Annotated in this window: 15 protein-coding genes; 5 read left to right on the top strand and 10 right to left on the bottom strand. The window is 34.4% G+C overall.

Translation table 11 applies throughout. From position 1 onward, the window contains the following. Positions 1-60: 60 nt before the first annotated feature. Complete coding sequence (locus tag JF259_RS09605) at positions 61-2142, top strand: DUF349 domain-containing protein (RefSeq protein WP_199115097.1); 2082 nt, start codon at positions 61-63, stop codon at positions 2140-2142. 119 nt (positions 2143-2261) lie between these two features. Here JF259_RS09605 and mqo read toward each other — a convergent pair whose 3' ends face one another. The 6 genes from mqo to JF259_RS09575 all read right to left on the bottom strand — a co-directional run bounded on the left by mqo (position 2262) and on the right by JF259_RS09575 (position 10458). Beyond that, positions 2262-3614, bottom strand: coding sequence for a malate dehydrogenase (quinone) (mqo, locus tag JF259_RS09600; protein WP_199115096.1), 1353 nt, complete (start codon positions 3612-3614; stop codon positions 2262-2264). A 170-nt stretch (positions 3615-3784) separates the two neighbouring features. After that, positions 3785-4558, bottom strand: coding sequence for a nucleoside triphosphate pyrophosphohydrolase (gene mazG, locus JF259_RS09595; RefSeq protein ID WP_199115095.1), 774 nt, complete (start codon positions 4556-4558; stop codon positions 3785-3787). Positions 4559-4668: 110 nt separating this feature from the next. After that, on the bottom strand, positions 4669-6936 hold the full coding sequence (locus JF259_RS09590) for an aconitate hydratase (protein ID WP_199115094.1): 2268 nt from the start codon (positions 6934-6936) through the stop codon (positions 4669-4671). Positions 6937-7106: 170 nt separating this feature from the next. Continuing rightward, positions 7107-8267, bottom strand: a complete 1161-nt coding sequence (locus tag JF259_RS09585) for an acyltransferase family protein (protein WP_199115093.1) — start codon at positions 8265-8267, stop codon at positions 7107-7109. Positions 8268-8269: 2 nt separating this feature from the next. Continuing rightward, on the bottom strand, positions 8270-9391 hold the full coding sequence (locus JF259_RS09580) for an acyltransferase family protein (RefSeq protein WP_199115092.1): 1122 nt from the start codon (positions 9389-9391) through the stop codon (positions 8270-8272). Further along, positions 9391-10458: a MauE/DoxX family redox-associated membrane protein gene (locus tag JF259_RS09575; protein WP_199115091.1), complete on the bottom strand. Its 1068-nt coding sequence runs from the start codon at positions 10456-10458 to the stop codon at positions 9391-9393. Before JF259_RS09575 ends, JF259_RS09580 begins: the two co-directional genes overlap by 1 nt. Before the next feature lie 70 nt (positions 10459-10528). Between JF259_RS09575 and JF259_RS09570 the strand changes: the two genes are divergently transcribed. After that, on the top strand, positions 10529-11680 hold the full coding sequence (locus tag JF259_RS09570; RefSeq protein ID WP_199115090.1) for a hypothetical protein: 1152 nt from the start codon (positions 10529-10531) through the stop codon (positions 11678-11680). Then, on the top strand, positions 11670-12269 hold the full coding sequence (locus JF259_RS09565) for an SCO family protein (protein ID WP_199115089.1): 600 nt from the start codon (positions 11670-11672) through the stop codon (positions 12267-12269). Before JF259_RS09570 ends, JF259_RS09565 begins: the two co-directional genes overlap by 11 nt. A gap of 14 nt (positions 12270-12283) precedes the next feature. Here the strand turns inward: JF259_RS09565 and JF259_RS09560 are convergent, their stop codons facing one another. The 4 genes from JF259_RS09560 to JF259_RS09545 are packed head-to-tail and all read right to left on the bottom strand — an operon-like array spanning position 12284 to position 17468. Beyond that, positions 12284-13237, bottom strand: a complete 954-nt coding sequence (locus tag JF259_RS09560; protein ID WP_199115088.1) for an AAA family ATPase — start codon at positions 13235-13237, stop codon at positions 12284-12286. A gap of 4 nt (positions 13238-13241) precedes the next feature. Then, a complete protein-coding gene (locus tag JF259_RS09555; RefSeq protein ID WP_317192075.1) occupies positions 13242-14618 on the bottom strand; it encodes a peptidylprolyl isomerase in 1377 nt (458 codons plus the stop codon). Between the two features lie 40 nt (positions 14619-14658). After that, positions 14659-15513 (bottom strand): peptidyl-prolyl cis-trans isomerase, encoded by an 855-nt coding sequence (locus tag JF259_RS09550; RefSeq protein WP_317192074.1) that lies wholly within the window; start codon positions 15511-15513, stop codon positions 14659-14661. Next, the gene (locus JF259_RS09545; RefSeq protein WP_199115086.1) at positions 15513-17468 is read right to left on the bottom strand and encodes a peptidylprolyl isomerase; all 1956 of its coding nucleotides are present in this window, start codon (positions 17466-17468) and stop codon (positions 15513-15515) included. The genes JF259_RS09550 and JF259_RS09545 overlap by 1 nt, the downstream gene beginning before the upstream one ends. A gap of 226 nt (positions 17469-17694) precedes the next feature. Between JF259_RS09545 and JF259_RS09540 the strand changes: the two genes are divergently transcribed. Both JF259_RS09540 and JF259_RS09535 read left to right on the top strand, forming a co-directional pair. Further along, a complete protein-coding gene (locus JF259_RS09540) occupies positions 17695-17931 on the top strand; it encodes a hypothetical protein (RefSeq protein ID WP_199115085.1) in 237 nt (78 codons plus the stop codon). A 52-nt stretch (positions 17932-17983) separates the two neighbouring features. After that, on the top strand, positions 17984-19318 hold the full coding sequence (locus JF259_RS09535) for an alpha-L-fucosidase (RefSeq protein ID WP_199115084.1): 1335 nt from the start codon (positions 17984-17986) through the stop codon (positions 19316-19318). The last annotated feature ends 4 nt before the right edge of the window (positions 19319-19322 follow it).

Here is a 19322-nt window from a genome sequence, read left to right as displayed (position 1 = left end):
TATAGAGTTGTTAGTATATTTAAGCTTTAAAGAAATTTAACGAACCTAAACATTTTTAAAATGTCTGAGATAAACAATACGCAAAAAGCAGAAGAAAACGAAAGCGTTAATACCCCTGCAAATCCATCTAATAATGACGATGTGACGAATACTTCCCAAGTTGAAAAGAAGGACGCAGAAATAGATATAGTTGAAGATAACAATCTTGAAACTGTAACTGAAAACAATACTTCTGCCCATACTACTCAGACAGATTCCACACCAAACACTTCTGATAAAACCGCAACTTCCAATAACACAGATAAAGAAAAAGAGGAAGAAGAAGAAGAAGAAGAAGGACACGATGAAGTTCTCAATGAAATAGATGAATCGAATGCCGAAGACGCTGAAGATGAAGGCAATAAAGAGCGCCATACTATTGAGGTTAAGGAATACGACAAAATGTCTCTTGAATCCCTAGCTATAGAACTTGAACACCTTCTAAAAAAAGAAAAAGTACAAGCTATAAAATCGCATGTCGAGAGTATAAACTCTGAATTTAAAACTAAATTTCAGGCACTGCTCGATGAAAAAAAAGAAGAATTTTTAAATGACGGTGGGAACGAAATTGATTTCTACTATTCATCTCCTATCCAAAAACGTTATAAAGAAGCCTATAGAAATTACCGTGCTAAACTTAATGAGCACTATAAGAACATAGAGAAAAACCTAAAACAAAATTTAGCAACTAAACTTGAAATTATTGAAGAACTCAAGGGGCTTATCAACGTTGAAGAAAACATAAACACTACATATAAGCATTTTAAAGAGCTACAAGAACGTTGGAGAAATACAGGCCCTATTCCAAGAGACAAATACAACAATGCATGGAATAGCTACCACCATCATGTAGAAATGTTTTACGATTTCTTACATTTAAATCGTGATTTAAGGGATCTAGACTTTAAGCACAATTTAGATAAAAAACTTAAAATCATTGAGCGTGCCGAAGAATTGGCCAAAGACGACAATGTATTACGCGCCTTTAGAGAGCTACAAGAGCTTCACAAAATGTGGAAAGAGGAGTTAGGACCAGTAAGCAAAGAACATCGTGAAACCATCTGGCAACGCTTTAAAACGGCAACAAAGGTCATTAACGACAAACGGCAAGTATACTATCAAGATCTTGATAAAGTTTATGAAAAAAATCTCGATAAAAAACTCGAAATCATTGCCGGTATAGAAGCCATAAATGAGCAAGGAGCTAGCTCCCATAATGGTTGGCAAAAGAAAATTAAGGAAGTTGAAAGTTTACGAAACGACTTTTTCAATGCGGGAAAAGTACCTTTAAAAGTAAACGAAAGTACTTGGGCAAAATTTAAAGATGCTGTAAGACGTTTTAACCGCCAGAAAAATGCTTTTTATAAGAACTTAAAAAAGGAACAATACAACAATCTTCAAAAGAAATTAGAACTTGTTAAAATAGCAGAGGACAATAAAGACAGTGAAGACTTTGAGGTAACCACCTCTTTGATGAAAAAAATCCAAAGTGATTGGAAAAAAATTGGTCATGTACCTCGTAAAGACAGTGATAAAATTTGGAAACAATTTAAAACTGCCTGCAACCATTACTTCGACAGGTTACATGCCATTAAAAATGCTGCCAGTAAGGAACACCTAGAAGCCTTTAATAAAAAGCATGAGCTTTTAGATATCTTAAAAAACTTAAAATTATCTGGTGATAGATCTGCAGATTTGGATACAATAAAAACCTATATAAATCAATGGAAAGATTTAGGCAGAGTACCAAACGACAAACGTTATATCGAAGGTAAATTTAATAAAGCTATAGATGAATTGTTATCCAGTTTAAAAATGGGTAAGAATGAAATTGAAATGATCAAGTTTGAAAACAAATTAGAGAACTTAAATAGCGGAGATTCTGATGACACTAGCAACTTAGATAACGAACGTTCTTTTATTCGCAAAAAAATTGACGAAACAAAAAATCAAATCAATCAATTAGAGAACAATTTACAGTTTTTCACAAACGTTGATGACGATAATCCTCTCGTTAAGGAAGTACTTAACAATATTAAAGCGCACAAAGAATCCTTAAAACTTTGGAAATCTAAACTAAAAAAAATAAAGGAACTTTATTAAAATATACAGCCATCAAAAGCGGTTGATTTAAACGCCAACCGCTTTTATTTGGATTCCCTCCGCCAGAATGACAAGTTCACTGGAAACTCTGAGGGAGAGCCTCGAGGAATTCTTTTTGATTAAAAACATTTTTCAAGAACATTTTTCATTACGGAATACGAAGTAGAGGCTCCTGGTGAAGCTCCTAAAAGTGCTGCAATTGTTTTATCTTTAGACACTATGATTTCCGTACCAAATTCCAACTTACCAAACCCTTTTTTATTCCGTTTAATAATTTGTACGCGCTGTCCAGCCACTACCATTTTCCAATCATCATCATTAGCCTCTGGATAAAATTCACGTAACATCTCCATACGGTCTTTAAAACTCAAGCTCACCTGCTTAACAAGGTACTTAACTAATGGTAAGTTTTGGTACCCTGCCCCTAAAAGGCTCATAATATTATCGAACTCAACGGACCGTGGTAAATCAAACATGGAACCATGTTTTAAAAACTTGGTAGTGAAGCCCGCAAAGGGACCAAACAGTAATTCCTTTCGTCCATTGATCATGCGGGTATCCATGTGCGGCACCGACATTGGAGGCGACCCTTTTTTGGCTTTTCCATATACCTTAGCCTCATGTTTTTCAATGATTTCTGGATTTGTACAACGCAGCCATAAACCGCTTATAGGAAAACCGCCATAACCTTTGGCTTCTTTTATATTCGATTTTTCCAGTAATGGCAAAGTACCTCCACCGGCTCCTATGAAAAGATAGTTTGTAACCAATTTCCAATGCCTACCTACATTCTGTCCCTTAACACTTAACAACCAACGCTTATTGTTTGTTTGCTGTAAATTGTAAACATTACTGTGGTTTAGCAATTGTACATTATCTTGCTTCGCCAAAAAACGAAAAATTTGATCGGCAATTTCTCCAAAATTAACATCATAACCGTCCTCAAAGTATGTAGCTGCCACATCTTTCGCTTTACCCGATCGCCCGTCCATCATCAATGGAACCCACTGCTTTATTTCTTCAACGTCCTTAGAGAAAATCATATCCTTAAAATGGGAAATCTCTTTTAAAACCTGCCATCTTTTTTCTAAAAAGGCGATATCCTTTTTCCCTTGAACAAAGCTAATATGGGGGACGGAATGTATACATTTAGAAATATTGTTAATATAGCCTTTTTCAGCACAATCCCTCCAAAAACCAAGAGTTTCCTGAAATTGCTCAGCAATTGTAATAGCCTTTTGGGGATCTATTGTCCCCTTTTTTTCTGGTGTATAGTTTAACTCACAATTACCCGCATGTCCAGTTCCAGCATTATTCCACGCTTCCGAACTTTCCTCCGCCATTTTTGGAAGCTTTTCAATGATAGTGATTTTTTTTCCGGGAAATTTTTCAAAAAGCAATATTGCTAAAGTAGCACTCATTATACCTCCACCTATAAGTACAAACTCTGAATGTTTTATTGTTTTAGCCATTTTTGAAGCCTTGATTTTAATAATTGGCTGCAAAGATAGTTGTTTATAAAAATATTAGAATCGTTGTTTATTGCAATATTTTTGATTTTAAACTATTAAAATAATAGTGGGATACTATTTATAAATATGATAAAATTACAACCACTCAAAAACTATTTTTTCAAAGCCTATTAAAGTTTTTTAGCTTCTTCCCAAAACACATCCATCTCGGCAAGGGTCATATCCTTTAATGGTTTATTTAAGTTTTTAGCTTTAGCTTCGAGGTATTGAAATCTCTTAGAGAATTTCTTATTTGTACGCTCTAAAGCATTCTCTGGGTTTATATTTAAAAATCGAGCATAGTTTACCATTGAAAATAGCACATCTCCAAATTCGCTTTCCATACGGTCTGCATTACCAACTTTAACCTCTTCTTTTAATTCACTGAGCTCTTCTTCTACCTTTTCCCAAACTTGATGTGGTGCCTCCCAATCGAAACCTACTCCTGCAACTTTCTCCTGAATTCTATTTGCCTTTACCAGTGCTGGGAGACTAGTTGGAACGCCCTCCAAAACACTCTTTTTCCCTTCTTTTAGCTTTAATTTTTCCCAATTACGCTTAACATCTTCTTCGTTGTTAACCGTAACATCTCCATAGATATGGGGATGCCTGCTTATTAACTTTTCACAAATACCATTACACACATCGGCAATATCAAAAGTCTTTGTTTCGCTTCCAATTTTAGCGTAGAAAACAATATGGAGTAAAACATCTCCAAGTTCCTTTTTTACTTCTTGTAAATCGTTGTCCAAAATAGCATCACCAAGTTCGTAGGTTTCCTCTATGGTAAGGTGTCGCAAACTTTCCATTGTTTGCTTCTTATCCCAGGGACACTGCTCACGCAATTCATCCATGATGGTTAATAATCTATCGAAAGCCTTTAATTGATCTGCTCTGGAATTCATATATCAAATTTTAGTAAAAATACAATTATATTGATTTTAACATTGGCATAAAACAAAAAATCCAGCTGTTTCTAGCTGGATTTTTTTATCATTAAATGCAAGTGCAATTACTAAGCATTTTGAAGTTTTATTAAGTTAAGGGCAGAACCAGCATTAAACCACTCAATTTGAGCTTCGTTATAAGTGTGATTTGCTTTAACAATATCTTTGCTTCCGTCGGCATGTACCACTTCAATGGTTAGTTGCTTACCTGGAGCAAATTCATTTAAATCTAAAAAGTTAAAGGTATCGTCTTCCTGAATTAAATCATAATCATTTTCATTTGCAAAGGTTAAACCTAGCATACCTTGCTTTTTAAGGTTTGTTTCGTGTATACGGGCAAACGATTTTACGATCACTGCGGCAACACCTAAATGTCTTGGCTGCATGGCCGCATGCTCTCTTGAAGAACCTTCTCCATAATTATGATCACCAACAACAACAGTTTTAACACCTGCCTTTTTATATTCACGTTGTGCATCTGGCACGCCTCCGTATTCGCCTGTTAATTGATTTTTAACAAAATTCGTTTTCTCGTTAAAAGCGTTTACTGCTCCAATAAATGTATTATTGGCAATATTATCTAAATGTCCTCTAAAACGTAACCAAGGTCCAGCCATACTAATATGGTCTGTTGTACATTTTCCTAGGGCTTTAATTAATAGTTTAGCTCCTGTAATAGTATTTCCAATAGGCTCAAAAGGGGTTAACAGCTGTAAACGTTCGGAATCTTCAGCCACATTAACCTGTACGCTACTCCCGTCTTCTTCTGGTGCTAAATAACCATTATCTTGTACTTCAAAACCTTTTGGCGGCAATTCCCATCCTGTTGGTTCATCGAACATTACTTCTTCTCCCTTTTCATTGATAAGCTTATCGGTTAACGGGTTAAAGTCCAAACGTCCAGAAATAGCAATCGCTGCTGTTAATTCTGGTGACGCAACAAACGCATGTGTGTTTGGGTTACCATCGGCACGCTTAGCAAAGTTTCTGTTAAATGAGTGTACAATACTATTCTTTGGTGCGTTTTTAGGATCGCTATATCTTGCCCATTGTCCAATACATGGTCCACAAGCATTCGTAAATATTTTAGCATCTAATTTTTCGAAAACATCAAGAATACCATCACGTTCTGCTGTATACCTTACTTGCTCGGATCCAGGATTTATGCCTAATTCTGCTTTCATTTTCAAACCTTTATCCAACGCTTGTTGTGCTACAGATGAGGCACGGGATAAATCTTCATATGATGAATTGGTACACGATCCAATCAAGCCCCACTCTACGGCCAATGGCCAGTCGTTAGCTTTTGCTTTTTCAGACATTTCCTTACCTACAGTCGTCGATAAATCTGGAGTAAATGGTCCGTTTAATAAAGGGCCTAATTCTGATAAATTGATTTCGATAACTTGATCGAAATAATTCTCAGGATTTTCATAAACTTCAGCATCAGCAGTTAAATAGTCTTTTATTGCATTGGCAGCATCAGCTACATCGGCTCTATCGGTAGAACGTAAATAACGCTCCATAGACTCATCATAGCCAAACGTAGAGGTTGTTGCTCCAATTTCGGCTCCCATATTACAAATGGTCCCTTTTCCTGTACATGACATCGACGTTGCCCCAGGGCCAAAATATTCAACAATAGCACCTGTACCACCTTTTACAGTTAATATTTCTGCTACTTTTAAAATAACATCTTTAGGTGCTGTCCAACCAGATAATTTACCTGTTAATTTAACACCTATTAATTTCGGAAATTTCAATTCCCAAGCCATTCCTGCCATAACATCCACTGCGTCTGCTCCACCAACACCTATAGCAACCATTCCCAAACCACCTGCATTAACAGTATGAGAATCTGTACCAATCATCATTCCTCCAGGAAAAGCATAATTTTCTAATACTACTTGGTGTATAATACCTGCTCCTGGTTTCCAAAACCCGATGCCATATTTATTGGAAACAGACTCCAAAAAGTTAAATACTTCACTACTTACATTATTAGCATGTATTAAATCCTTAGCAGCACCTTCTTTAGCTTGGATTAAATGGTCGCAATGTACTGTTGTAGGTACAGCAACCTTACTTTTTCCAGCTTGCATAAACTGTAATAATGCCATTTGAGCTGTCGCATCTTGACATGCAATTCTATCTGGCGCAAAATCTACATAATCTTTTCCTCTAACAAGTGCTTTAGTAGGTTTTCCATCCCAAAGATGTGAATATAAAATCTTTTCAGATAACGTTAATGGTTTTCCCACAATATCACGTGCTATATCTACACGTTCTGCCATTTTGGTGTATACACCCTTAATCATATCGATGTCAAATGCCATATAATATATTTTAAATTTCCTATTTTTTAAAAGTTTTGCAAATTACAAAATTTATATCAACTATAAAGGGTAATAAAGCTATATAGGTTAAAAGATGAATTTAATTTAAGAAAGGGGTATTTTAACAGAAATAAATTAACGTTTTGTTATTTTTTATCTATGAAAATTAATTAATTAACAACGTGTTTAACCAATATATTCTTCAATTGTTTAGCATCTCGCAAATTAGTCATTGGTTTTTCGAAATAAAGGTAAACAAATCTGGACAGTACATAGGTTAGCAATAGATAAGCCAAAACACATATAAAGCGATACCATAAAGTTAAATCTTGAAAATTTATAAGTAAGCGCATTAGGTAAAGTAAAAATGTATAATGCAGAAGGTACATGCTATAGGAATACAAACTTATGTTTGTAACTATTCTTTTTGTATAGGCGTTTTCTACCTTGAAGAAATACAAATAAGGAATCGTTAAACCAATTGTTATCGAAATTATCGGTAGATAAAATACATTCCAGTAAACAGGGTACGCTTCGATGGTAATCCCTAATAAAGGAAGTAGCCCTGCAACGACCAAGCACATTACTATTCCCAACAGAAACAATTTTCTTTTATTTTGCTTAATTTTGTCATGGTATTTATTAAAACAATAAACCAATATAAAGCCATAAAAAATAGCATCCAATCTATAAACAACAAGCGCCTTTAAATTTGAATTCCATATTTTAAGTGATTGTGGTTCGCCAATATGTGATACATGATAAAAAATTTTGGCACATACAAAAGTTAATACCAGACAAGCTGAAACCACCAAAAACAAATTATCTCTATTTATATTCTTATTCTTAAACATTTTAAAGCTTCCCCAAAGTACTAAAGGGGCTAATAAATAAGCATATTCTTCAACAGATAAGCTCCATGATTCAGGAAAAAATGGTAAATAATCATTTGAAAAATTCTGGAGAAAAAACACATACTTCCATATTAAACTTGGCAAGTTGTCTCCCACAATTAAAGCGACACCTATATTGGCTAGCAACATTAAAAAATATAATGGCAATGTCCTAAACCATCGTCTAACCCAAAAGTAAAGCACATCATTAAACGACATACGTAGTGATTGAACCATCTGCAAGAGCATGCCCCCAATTAAAAAACCACTTAAAACAAAAAATATTTCGACCCCTAAAACCCCCATCAACTGTAATGAGTCGATAAACAGGTTATCATAATCCTCAAAAAAATAATTACAATGCGACACCAGAACCATTAGTATTGCCAGTGCCCTTACCACATCTAAGCCAAAAATCCGTTGCTTTAAAGGTTTCAAAATTATCTAGGGAATTTACGATCTCTTAATTTTAATATGGGTAACTCAAAATAGCGATAAATTAAATTAGATAACACTAATGTGGTTCCCAAAAATGCCATAAGCACTCCCATTTTTTCCAGCAGATCTAATTTAGACATATCTATAAATGACTGTATATTTAACAATATTAAGGAATAGTTTACCAAATAAATAGCATAAGAACGTGTGCTAATAAATGTTATAAAGCCTTTCCCCAAGCCACTATAATGCAAGTTCACAAAAAAGGGAAACAATAATGCTAAACTACAAACAACACCCCACAAGTAAAAAAACACATAGAACCACAAATGTGTTTGGGGTAAAAGATTAAAACTGTACATAAAAAAATGAAGTAGCACAAACATAATTAAGCCAAGAACTAACATAATATGCTTATACTTATTGAAAAAAAAAGGCCTTCTTTTTAATAAATAAACTAGAATAAACCCAATATAAATACTATCTAACCTGTAAATAACAACCTTTCTAAAAGACAGGCTCCAATCCTTATAATTCTGCACTTCATTATTGAAAAAATAGATTATCTTAAAAAATGCGAGCCCAATTACAACCAACACTACGGTTTTAATAAACAGCGATTCTCGATTTGATTTTTTAAAAGAAAAAACAACCAAAAACAGCATTAAAGGCAACAGTAAATAGGCATATTCCTCTATGGACAAACTCCATGCTTCGGTAAAAAAATCGGGGTGCTCCGATATTATATTTTGTAAAAACAATGGGTATAGCGCAATTGATTTTGGCAGTGATTGTCCTAATAGATAGGCAATTAAAATGTTTAGTATTAAAATTAAAAAATAATTGGGTAAGGTTCGCATCCAGCGCCGTTTCCAAAATGTTAACAGTGCAGACCAAGCAAAATGATGTTTTTTTATTAATTTCAACAACAGACCCCCTATCAAATACCCACTTAAAACAAAAAACAAATCGACTCCAATGGCTCCCATAGCCCTAATTGATTCTATAATCAAAGTACTTTCATTAGGAAACATCAAAAAGGTAGTATGAGATAACACAACTAAACTAATTGCTAGCGCCCTTAAAAAATCCAGTCCAAAAAGTCTCGTAAAAGGTTTCTGCATTAATAATATTCTAAATGAGAGTTACTAGTTTCTAAATACGAGTTTACATGTTCTTGTATTTTTTGATAAACACGATCTTCTGGATATACCATTACCCCAATAGTTCTCCCAGCCCATTCATTAAGATCGATGTAATACTCCTCGTTAAACTCCCTGACATTTATTCTAATATGATCTGGCAAATCATTTATCTTTTCGGTTTTAGCAAAATGAATTCTACAATACTTAGGTTTTGCTGAAAAATAACTAAATCCAAGAATATGATCATAAAATCCAAAAAAATTAAAAAAAGGAAAAACAATTGCTATTAAAAAAAGAATTATTGCCTTTGGCTTTCTTATTCTAATTAGATCATTAATTGAAAACTCTTTATTGTAAAACAAATAAAACAAAGTAAACACATTAAACAATGTTAAGGGGAACACGGCATATCCATAGCCACCAATGGTGAACGTTGTTAGAATCATAGCGTGCATAATTGTAATTAGCCAAATTCCCCACTTACGTGTTTTGGTAAAAATTAAAAAAACACCAAATGACGCCTCTAAAAAAGGCACTGCATAAGTAAAACTCTGTCTAGCCCAAAGCGGAACAAATGGAATACGCTTATTTAAACCATTGCCCCATATTTCAAAAAATGCCATGTTACATTTATGTAATCCGCTCCAAAAATAAGTTCCCACTAAAATTAAAAGAATACATTGTTTGGATAAGGCAGGGTTATTCCTAAACTCAATTAAAGCAAAAACCATAAATACAATTTCGAAATAAAAGGGCTGCAACCTATTTTGATCCAACAATGCCCAATAAATGTAAATAAGTACTATAGGAATCCCCAATCTCCAATAAGGCTTAAAAACAAAGACGAAAAAGAAAGCAAAAAAAGAAACAATCAAAACTAAATCTACCATAAAATTGGGAACAGGAATGCCTTCAAACAGAGGAATCATGGGAAACATTCTTTTGGAAAACCATACTTTAGGCAATAAAATAAACGGAATTAAAAATGCAAGGAAAGCAAACAACCTAACGAAAAACAATTCATCGCGTTTAAAAAAACTCTTCATAGATTAATGATACGCTGTTTTGAAGTTTATCATAAAATTATTAGTAATTTTAAATATCTAATGCAATAATATGACTTTAAAGACGTGGCATAAAATTACTACAATCATTCTAATTATAATTGGTACCGGTAGCCTAATATACTATTTTAATTTATCTAACAGGCACAAAGCCATTGTAAAAACACAGCTGTTACATTTTTTTAGAATAGTAGATCCCAATTGGCAGAAAGATGTTGCCAGCAACCAGCTAACATTTGAATCTCCCTCCTTTTTAATTGACAATATTTACAAATCTATGGAAGGCCCCCTAGCAACCCATAATTTTTATTTGGATACTTCTAAAAACGAATTACTATGGATGACAGGTTTTAAAGTCCAAGCAAAATTTTCTAAAAACAATGCGGTTGCTTCTAACGACTTTATTTGCCATTCCAATATTGATTATATAGAGCAAGAGCATCATGGAAGATGGAACTTGTTAAACAGAATGTATCAACAACACCCTAGGCTCATTTCGTTATCACATGGTATTGAAACCGTGAACTTTCCTAAAGGTTATGGTTACCCCTTTTTTAGCGACGAAACGTTTTTTATGTCTACACAAACGCTAAATCATAATATAACAGATTCTATTTTTCAAATAAAACATACTATTTCCATTAACTATAGTAACCATAAAAACATCAAGCCTTTATTTCCAAAAACCTTATTTATGATGCTTCCGTTTGATTTAACCAAAATGGACGATAAATATGTTAGTATACTTGATAATAATTCTTGTGTTCCTATTGAAACAAAAAACCATACTTATTACGACGACAACGGACAAATAGTATCTGGACACTGGAAAATTAAAAAAGGGAAACAAGTATTTAGATGCAACGTCACCAAGCAACTCGCTATTCAAGATACCCTTAGGTTACATCAAATAACACCTCACTTACACCCTTTTGCAGAGCAATTTATTTTAAAAGATGTAACAACCAATGAAATACTCTATAATTGCATTGTTAAAAACCACAAAAACCGTATAGGACTTAACTCTACACCAGCATTTTCAAGTATTAAAGGGGTACTAATGTTTCCCGATCATGATTATGAATTAATACTTTCAACCAATAATACATCAGATGAACTACAAGACATGATGGCTAGTATGTTTTTATTTTTTTACGATAAAGAAATGGCTATAAAAACAAAAAACTACTTCAATGCTAATTAGGCTATTACTCCTTATCGGCTTTACTTCTATAAACCTGTCCTGTGTTTCAAAGACACATCTTCCCATTCTAAGTCATTACATTGACTCTAATGGCAAAAAGGTGAATTACAATATTGAGAACTTTGAATTCACGAATCAGTTAAACCAAAAAGTTACAGGGAAAAACACCAAAGGAAAAGTCTACATAGCAAACTTTTTCTTTACGAGATGCCCTAGTATCTGTCCGAAAATGAAAGTTGGTTTAACGCGTGTTGCCCATGTATATAAAAACGCTGACGATTTTATGATACTTTCGTTTAGTATCGATCCTAAGAACGATTCCATCCCAATCTTAAAATCATATGCTAACAGTACAGGAGTACTAAATTCAAAATGGCATTTTCTTAACGGAAAGCAAAGTCAGCTTGACCACGTAGCAACGTTATTTAGAACTAGTTTTAAACCTTTAAATAATGGCATTGACTTTTACCACTCTTCTTTTACTGCTTTAGTTGATAAAAACCAACAAATAAGAGGCTTTTACGATCTTTTGGACGAACAATCCATTACCGAACTCATAAAGGGGATCGACTTCTTACTCGATAATTGAGACCGATACTCCTTTTAAAATAAATCTTTAATAATTTGCTCCTCGGTAATTCCCTCAGCTTCAGCCTTGTAATTTTTAATGATACGGTGTCTTAAGATACTATGGGCAACTGCCTGTACATTTTCAATATCTGGCGAGAATTTACCGTGGATGGCTGCATGTGTTTTTGCTGCCAAAATTAAATTCTGTGAGGCCCTTGGTCCAGCTCCCCAATCGATATATGTTTTAACCAAATCGGTTGCAGCTTTACTATCGGGGCGTGTTTTACCAACCATAGTTACGGCATATTCAATCACATTGTCGGCTACTGGAATACGACGAATTAAATGCTGAAAGTCGACTATTTCCTTAGCAGTGAACAAGGCATTTATTTTACTTTGTTGGTCTGTTGTAGTTGCTTTAACGACTTCTACTTCCTCATTAAACGATGGGTAGTTTAAATTAACTGCAAACATAAAACGATCTAATTGCGCCTCGGGCAATGGGTAAGTCCCCTCCTGTTCTATTGGGTTTTGCGTAGCCAATACAAAATAAGGCAAATCCAATTTATAATGGTGACCAGCAACGGTTACTGCCCGTTCCTGCATAGCCTCCAACAATGCTGCCTGTGTTTTGGGTGGCGTCCTGTTAATCTCATCAGCTAAAATAATATTAGCAAACACAGGCCCTTTAATAAACTTAAAATGCCTGTCTTCGTCTAGAATTTCACTACCCAAAATATCACTTGGCATTAAGTCTGGCGTAAATTGAATACGTTTAAAATCCAGTCCTAAAGCTTGGGCAATGGTATTAACCATGAGTGTTTTTGCTAAACCGGGAACCCCTATAAGCAATGAGTGACCCCCCGAAAAAATAGAGATCAATATTTGGTTTACGACATCCTCTTGCCCAACAATTACCTTGGCTATTTCTGTCTTTAAATCCTTATAACGTTTTACAAATTGATTAACGGCTGCTACATCGGACATAGGCTTACTTTTTTAACCAGTTACTAGAAAAATCGCAATCCCTATAATCTCCCGATATTTTAATATAAGTATCCATGATCTTTTCCTTTTGCCACTTCTCAATTGCTTTTAACTGTTTTTCCCTTAAAGCAAGCTCTTTAATTTTTAAATAATCACGGGCATAATCTGCTTCATGTTCATCAATCCTATCGGTAACCATCAATATTTTATACTTTACATTACCTGTTCTATCTGTTTCAGTCTGAATCAAACTTACTTCACCGTCTTTTAAATTTTGGATTTGTGTATACAATTCGGTATCCATTTTTGTTAATTCAAAATTATAATCTTGTGTTTTCGGGTTGATAAGTTGCCCTCCGTCACCTCTGGTTTCTTTTTCATCACTGGCTTCTTTTGCAGCATCGGCAAATGAAATGTCACCATCTACAATACGCTGTCTTACTTTTTCAAGGCGCTCTTTAGCTTCCTTAACAGCTTCGCTCGAAACTTTGGGTATTAAAAGAATATGCCTAACATCGTATTCTTGTCCTCTTACCTTTTCCAAGTAAATAATATGAAATCCATAATCTGTCTCAAAAGGATCGGACACCTCGCCTTCTTGAAGGGAGAAAGCAACTTGTCTAAACTCCTTAACCATTCTAGGTTTGGTTCTATCTAATGTAAACTTACCTCCTCTACTTACCGATTCTTTGTCGTCAGAATACAATATGGCTTTAGAAGCAAAACTAGCACCGTTTTCAACAACATCTGCCTTAAATTGTAACAAACGATCTACAACTCTTTGCTTTTCTTCTTCGGATACCTTCGGTTCGGCTACTATTTGTGCCACTTTAAGCTCTGTTCCAAATACAGGGCGGTCTTCTTTAGGTATTTTATTAAAGAATACCCTAACTTCTTCTGGGGTTATCTCGACTTCTTCAATAATTTTAGACTGCATTTCTCTCGCTAACATCCCAGCTTTATTAATCTCATACATTTCATCCCTAAAGCTCTTTTCATCTTCTTGATCATAAAACTTTAAAAGTCGTTCCATAGACCCATTGGTTTGTGTTAAAAACTGTTCAATCTGGTAGTCTACACTTCTACGAACTTCTGCATCGGCTACAACAATACTATCTTGAATAGCATGGTGCTGATACAGTTTGTTCTCAAGGAGCATACCCATTACTTGGCAATTGTCAAGACCTTCAACAGAACCTCCGGCTGCTTTAATCTGCTCAAGTTCTTTTGGTATATCAGACTCTAAAATTATAAAATCACCTACCACCGCTGCTACACCATCTACCTTTTGCCCTTGTACCGTATTAACAGAAGCTTTTGCTTCTGTGCTTTTCTCTTCTACAGCTTCCTCGATAATTTCCTGTGCTAATATATCGTGCATTCCCAATAAGGTAATACATAAAAAAATGAAATGTTTCAAATTAATTATAGATTTCAAATTGTTTATTCTTAATTGCATCTTTTGTAATGTCTTTTTCTAATTCCCTAATAAGTTCAAGCTTTCGTTTGTTAATAACGATTTGATCTATAGTTGGCTTCACATATTCCAGTGGTGCCGTATCATTTCGCATCAAAACATCATTAATTTGCATCAAATATACTCCTAATGAATCTTTGAGCTGTATAAAATTAGTTTTTTTTAACAGTTGGCTTTTATTTTCTGAAGTTATTACTGGAATTTTATCAATTACCTGACTTACTTTTATCCAAATGGAGTCATTTAACGAATAGGACCTAAACTGAATAGATATGGAATCCAATTCTTTTTTATCGTCTGGATTAAAGCGCTTAAACTTTTTTTCAATGGCTTTAAAATCGATAATATTCTCATCTACATTAATGTAACGAAACTTTATAAGCTCTTCATTTAACTTAAAAACCTCTTTATTGCTTTCATAATAAGCCTCCGCCTCATCTTGTGTTACCAAGGTATCTATACTTCGCTTTACCAAGGCTTCTATATAAGCTTTTGTATATAAATCACTTTTATATTGTTCTACAAGTTTATTAAATATCTCCTGCTTAGCTTCACTTAAATTAAGCATCGCGCCATCCATAAACAATTGCTTTGTTGCCCAACGATTAATGAAATTTTGCACCATAAGTGTACTATCTGCTTTCGATGTCCCTTCAGAAACCAAATCTTTTATGTCATCATAATATAAATAGGTTTCATTCACTCTGGCTACTGGAACACGGTCATCTGTTTCCTTAAAAAAAGTACACGATGTTGCTACTATAAACAATAGTATAATAATGGCTATATTTTTTTGCACTACTGACTTTTAATTTGAAGTTTCACTTTTTTTAATGCCTCTTGATTAACGGTTACTTTAAACTTTTCCCTCAACTCCTTAATCCAATTAGACTCTTTGTAAATCTGATAATCTGAAATAACCGAGCCTTTGGCATCTTCAAAAGCTTTTTGAGCTTCTGGCAGTACTTTATTTACCTGAACAACAACAAAAGCATCGTGGTGATAATATACTTTAGACATGCCTTTTTTAAACACAAAATCTTTAGGAAGGGCCTGATGTGATGCATCCATTACCCCCGAAGTAAAAATAACCTGAATGGTATTGTTACTATTTACCAGGTTCTTTATTTGTTCTACAGGCAAGCCTTTATGTAATAATTTAGCAACTTTTTTAAGGGCTTTTTGATTTGTTGACGTCGCAACAATTGCATCTACGCACTTTGGCAACATATATTTAGCCTTATGCGAATTGTAAAAATTTTGAAGATCGAGTGAGTCTGATTCTGATATATTCCAAATAGTAGATTCCATTAAATCGAACAACAGAAGCCCGTCTCTATACTCATTAACCACATGGGCATATTCTTCATTTTCCTCTTCTAAATGATCTTCTCGATATTTAATAAGCTGACTATTAAAAAAAGCATTGTATTTTTTCGACACAATAGAGGGAAATGGCGCCCTGGGTTCCATTTGCCTTTGTGCCTTTAATAAATAATCTGCAAAATCTTTATAAGTTAACTGCTCATCAACAATTTTAACTAATGGTTTATTTGCCGTAAAATCGCTTGGCAGCACCCATGTGCGCTTAAAGTAATCCTCGTTTAATATGGATACAAAATAACTTAAATCTGGTTGTTGGCTATTTATATTATACCTCTTCTTAAGATTTTCTATTAAGGCTTCATCAATTAATCTGGAGCGATCATCTCGTTTTACGCGTACTTCTAATTCTGGTTTAAGCGCTTCAAAAGGCCGTATAGGCTTTCTGTCATAGAGTTTTACAATATGCCAACCAAATTCTGTTTTAAAAGGCTGAGATACATCTCCAATATTAACCAAACCAAAAGCCTCGTCTTCAAAAATCTGGGAAGTTAATTGTCCCCCAGAAAATGGCTCCAACATACCACCTCTGGACGCCGTGCTTTTATCATCGGAAAATTGCTTGGCCAATGATTCAAAATCTTCTCCTTGCTCTAACTTTTTATATATTTCCTTAACACGGGTTTCGGGTGTCATGTTAACGGTATCCATTTGCTTGTTAGCAATCATAATGTGGGCTACAGTTACCTGGCCACGGGATTTTCGCTTGTCGAATACTTTTAGAAAATGATATCCAAAACGGGTTCTAAAAACTTGAGATATGTCTCCTACTTTAGTATTATAAGCTACATTTTCAAATTTATAAACCATTTTAAATCCAGAAAAGTACCCAAGAGATTCACCAAAAACAGTTTGTCCATTATGCACTTCTTCCCTAACCTTTTCAAACCCTTCCTTTAAAGCTCTATTACGTAAGTTAATAGCTGTATTATAGGCAGCCAGTGTATCTTTCGGATTTGCATTTTCGGAAACCTTTACTAAAATATGGCTGGCCTTTACATCATAAGAAATTCTATCGTAAGCCTCTTGTATCAAAGCATCAGTAACTTTTGCATCGGTAATATAGCCTTGCATCAGCTGCTTCTTATAATTTCTCAGTTCTCTAATATAAGACGGCTTTTTGTGTAAGCCCAAAGCTCTAGCTTCCTTTAATTTTAATTTGTAATTAGTGAAAAGCGTTAAATACTCATCAACATCCTTTTGGGATTCATCTTGAACCAAATCTAGGTTCTTATTATAAACCCTCAAAAATTCAGAGACGTAAACGGGATCGTTGTCCACTATAAAAAGTATATCCTCCTGATTGGTTTGTGCTTGAAGATTAGACAAAAACAAAACACCACATATAGCAAGTAAACACCTTAACTTCATTTAATCCTATTCTTTTTAATGTTAAACAACATTTATTTAACTACCCTCGTACAATTTGATTTTTTGGCAACAGCTCCTTTGGATCAAAAAAAAAACAATAACGATAACTACAAAAATACTAATATATACCTATAATACAAGCTGATTTAAAAAACGGTTAAAAAGCAAAAATATTACGCTGTTATATTATATATCTTTGCTTTCATAACGCTCTTAATAAAGTACCATGCGAAACCTCAAACTCATTTGGGATTTTTATGGCCCTGAGGCCCTGAAAATTGCCGAGCATCATGAAATTCATTTAAAGGAGTATATCCAAATTAAAAACTTAAACATATCCATTACTGGATTTGAAAGTTTAAACGACACACATGCCATAGCTTATTTGGTTGTTAACGAAAATAACATGAAACCCATACGCGATGCTCTAAGGCCTCATCGTGGTCAGATATATCAAGAGTAGCTAAACAATTCGAAATTTGAATTGTATCTTTAGACCATTAAATATTAAAAAAATGACATATAAAAATTCAATCTTATTACTTTTTATTTTATTAACTAGTTCCTTAACCAATCTCTCTGCTCAAGAACAGGAAATTCCAAAAGCAGAACGCCTTGCTTGGTTTAAAGATGCCAAACTAGGTATTTTTATTCATTGGGGCATTTATGCTGTAAATGGTATTGACGAATCTTGGTCTTTCTTTAATGGCTATATTTCCCATGATGACTACATGAAACAGCTTAATGGGTTTAACGCAAAAAACTATGATCCAAATTATTGGGCTTCCTTAATTAAAGAAAGTGGTGCAAAATATACAGTCATAACAACAAAGCACCATGATGGGGTAGCTTTATGGGACACCAAACAAAGTGACTTGAATACGGTCGATAAAGCAAAGGCAAAACGTGATTTAATAAGTCCTTTTGCTCAAGCTGTTAAAAATGAAGGTTTAAAATTGGGGCTTTATTACTCCTTATTGGATTGGTCCCACCCCGACTATCCTAATTTTACAAGAAATAAAAAACGTTATAGCGACGATGCAGATCGTTGGGAAAAATTTAGAAAATTTAATTTCGGACAATTAAAAGAACTAACGCGATACAATCCAGACCTGTATTGGTTTGATGGAGATTGGGAACAATCGGCTGAAAAATGGAAAGCCAAAGAAATTCGCAGTTTACTACTCTCCAAAACACCACATACCATTATAAACTCACGCCTTCAAGGTTATGGGGATTATGCTACACCTGAACAAGGTGTCCCCATTTCTAAACCAGACAACGAATACTGGGAACTTTGTATGACCATGAATAACTCTTGGGGTTACCAACCTAATGATACGACCTATAAAAGTACGAATCAAATAATTAGAATATTGGTAGATTGTATTAGTATGGGAGGAAATTTACTTTTAGATATAGGGCCAAAACCAGATGGCACTATTCCTAAAGAACAAGTTGAAATATTACAAGGCTTAGGACGTTGGACCAACAAGCACAAAGCTGCTATTTATGGTACTCGAGCCGGTATACCACATGGGCATTTTAACGGATACACTGCCTTATCTAAGGATAAAAAGATTTTATACTTATACGTAGACAATAAACCTAACGGGCCTTTGCTAATTAAGGGTTTAAAGAATAAAGTAAATCGTATTTGGGTTGTTGGCAATGGCACCAAACTTCCCTACAAAGTAGTTGGCAAACAATATTGGAGTGCTGTTCCAGGCTTGCTTTATATCGACTTACCTGAATCGGTGCAAGACAAAGACGTTACGGTTATAGCCGTGCTTTTAGATGGTGAAGTCGATCTTTACAGTGAAGCTGGCCAAAAAATAGAAAGCAACTAAAAAT

The organism is Snuella sedimenti (assembly GCF_016428595.1).
GTDB classification, from domain to species: domain Bacteria; phylum Bacteroidota; class Bacteroidia; order Flavobacteriales; family Flavobacteriaceae; genus Snuella; species Snuella sedimenti.
The sequence above is the reverse complement of the archived record's forward strand: the minus strand, read 5'-3'. Positions and strand labels throughout refer to the sequence as shown.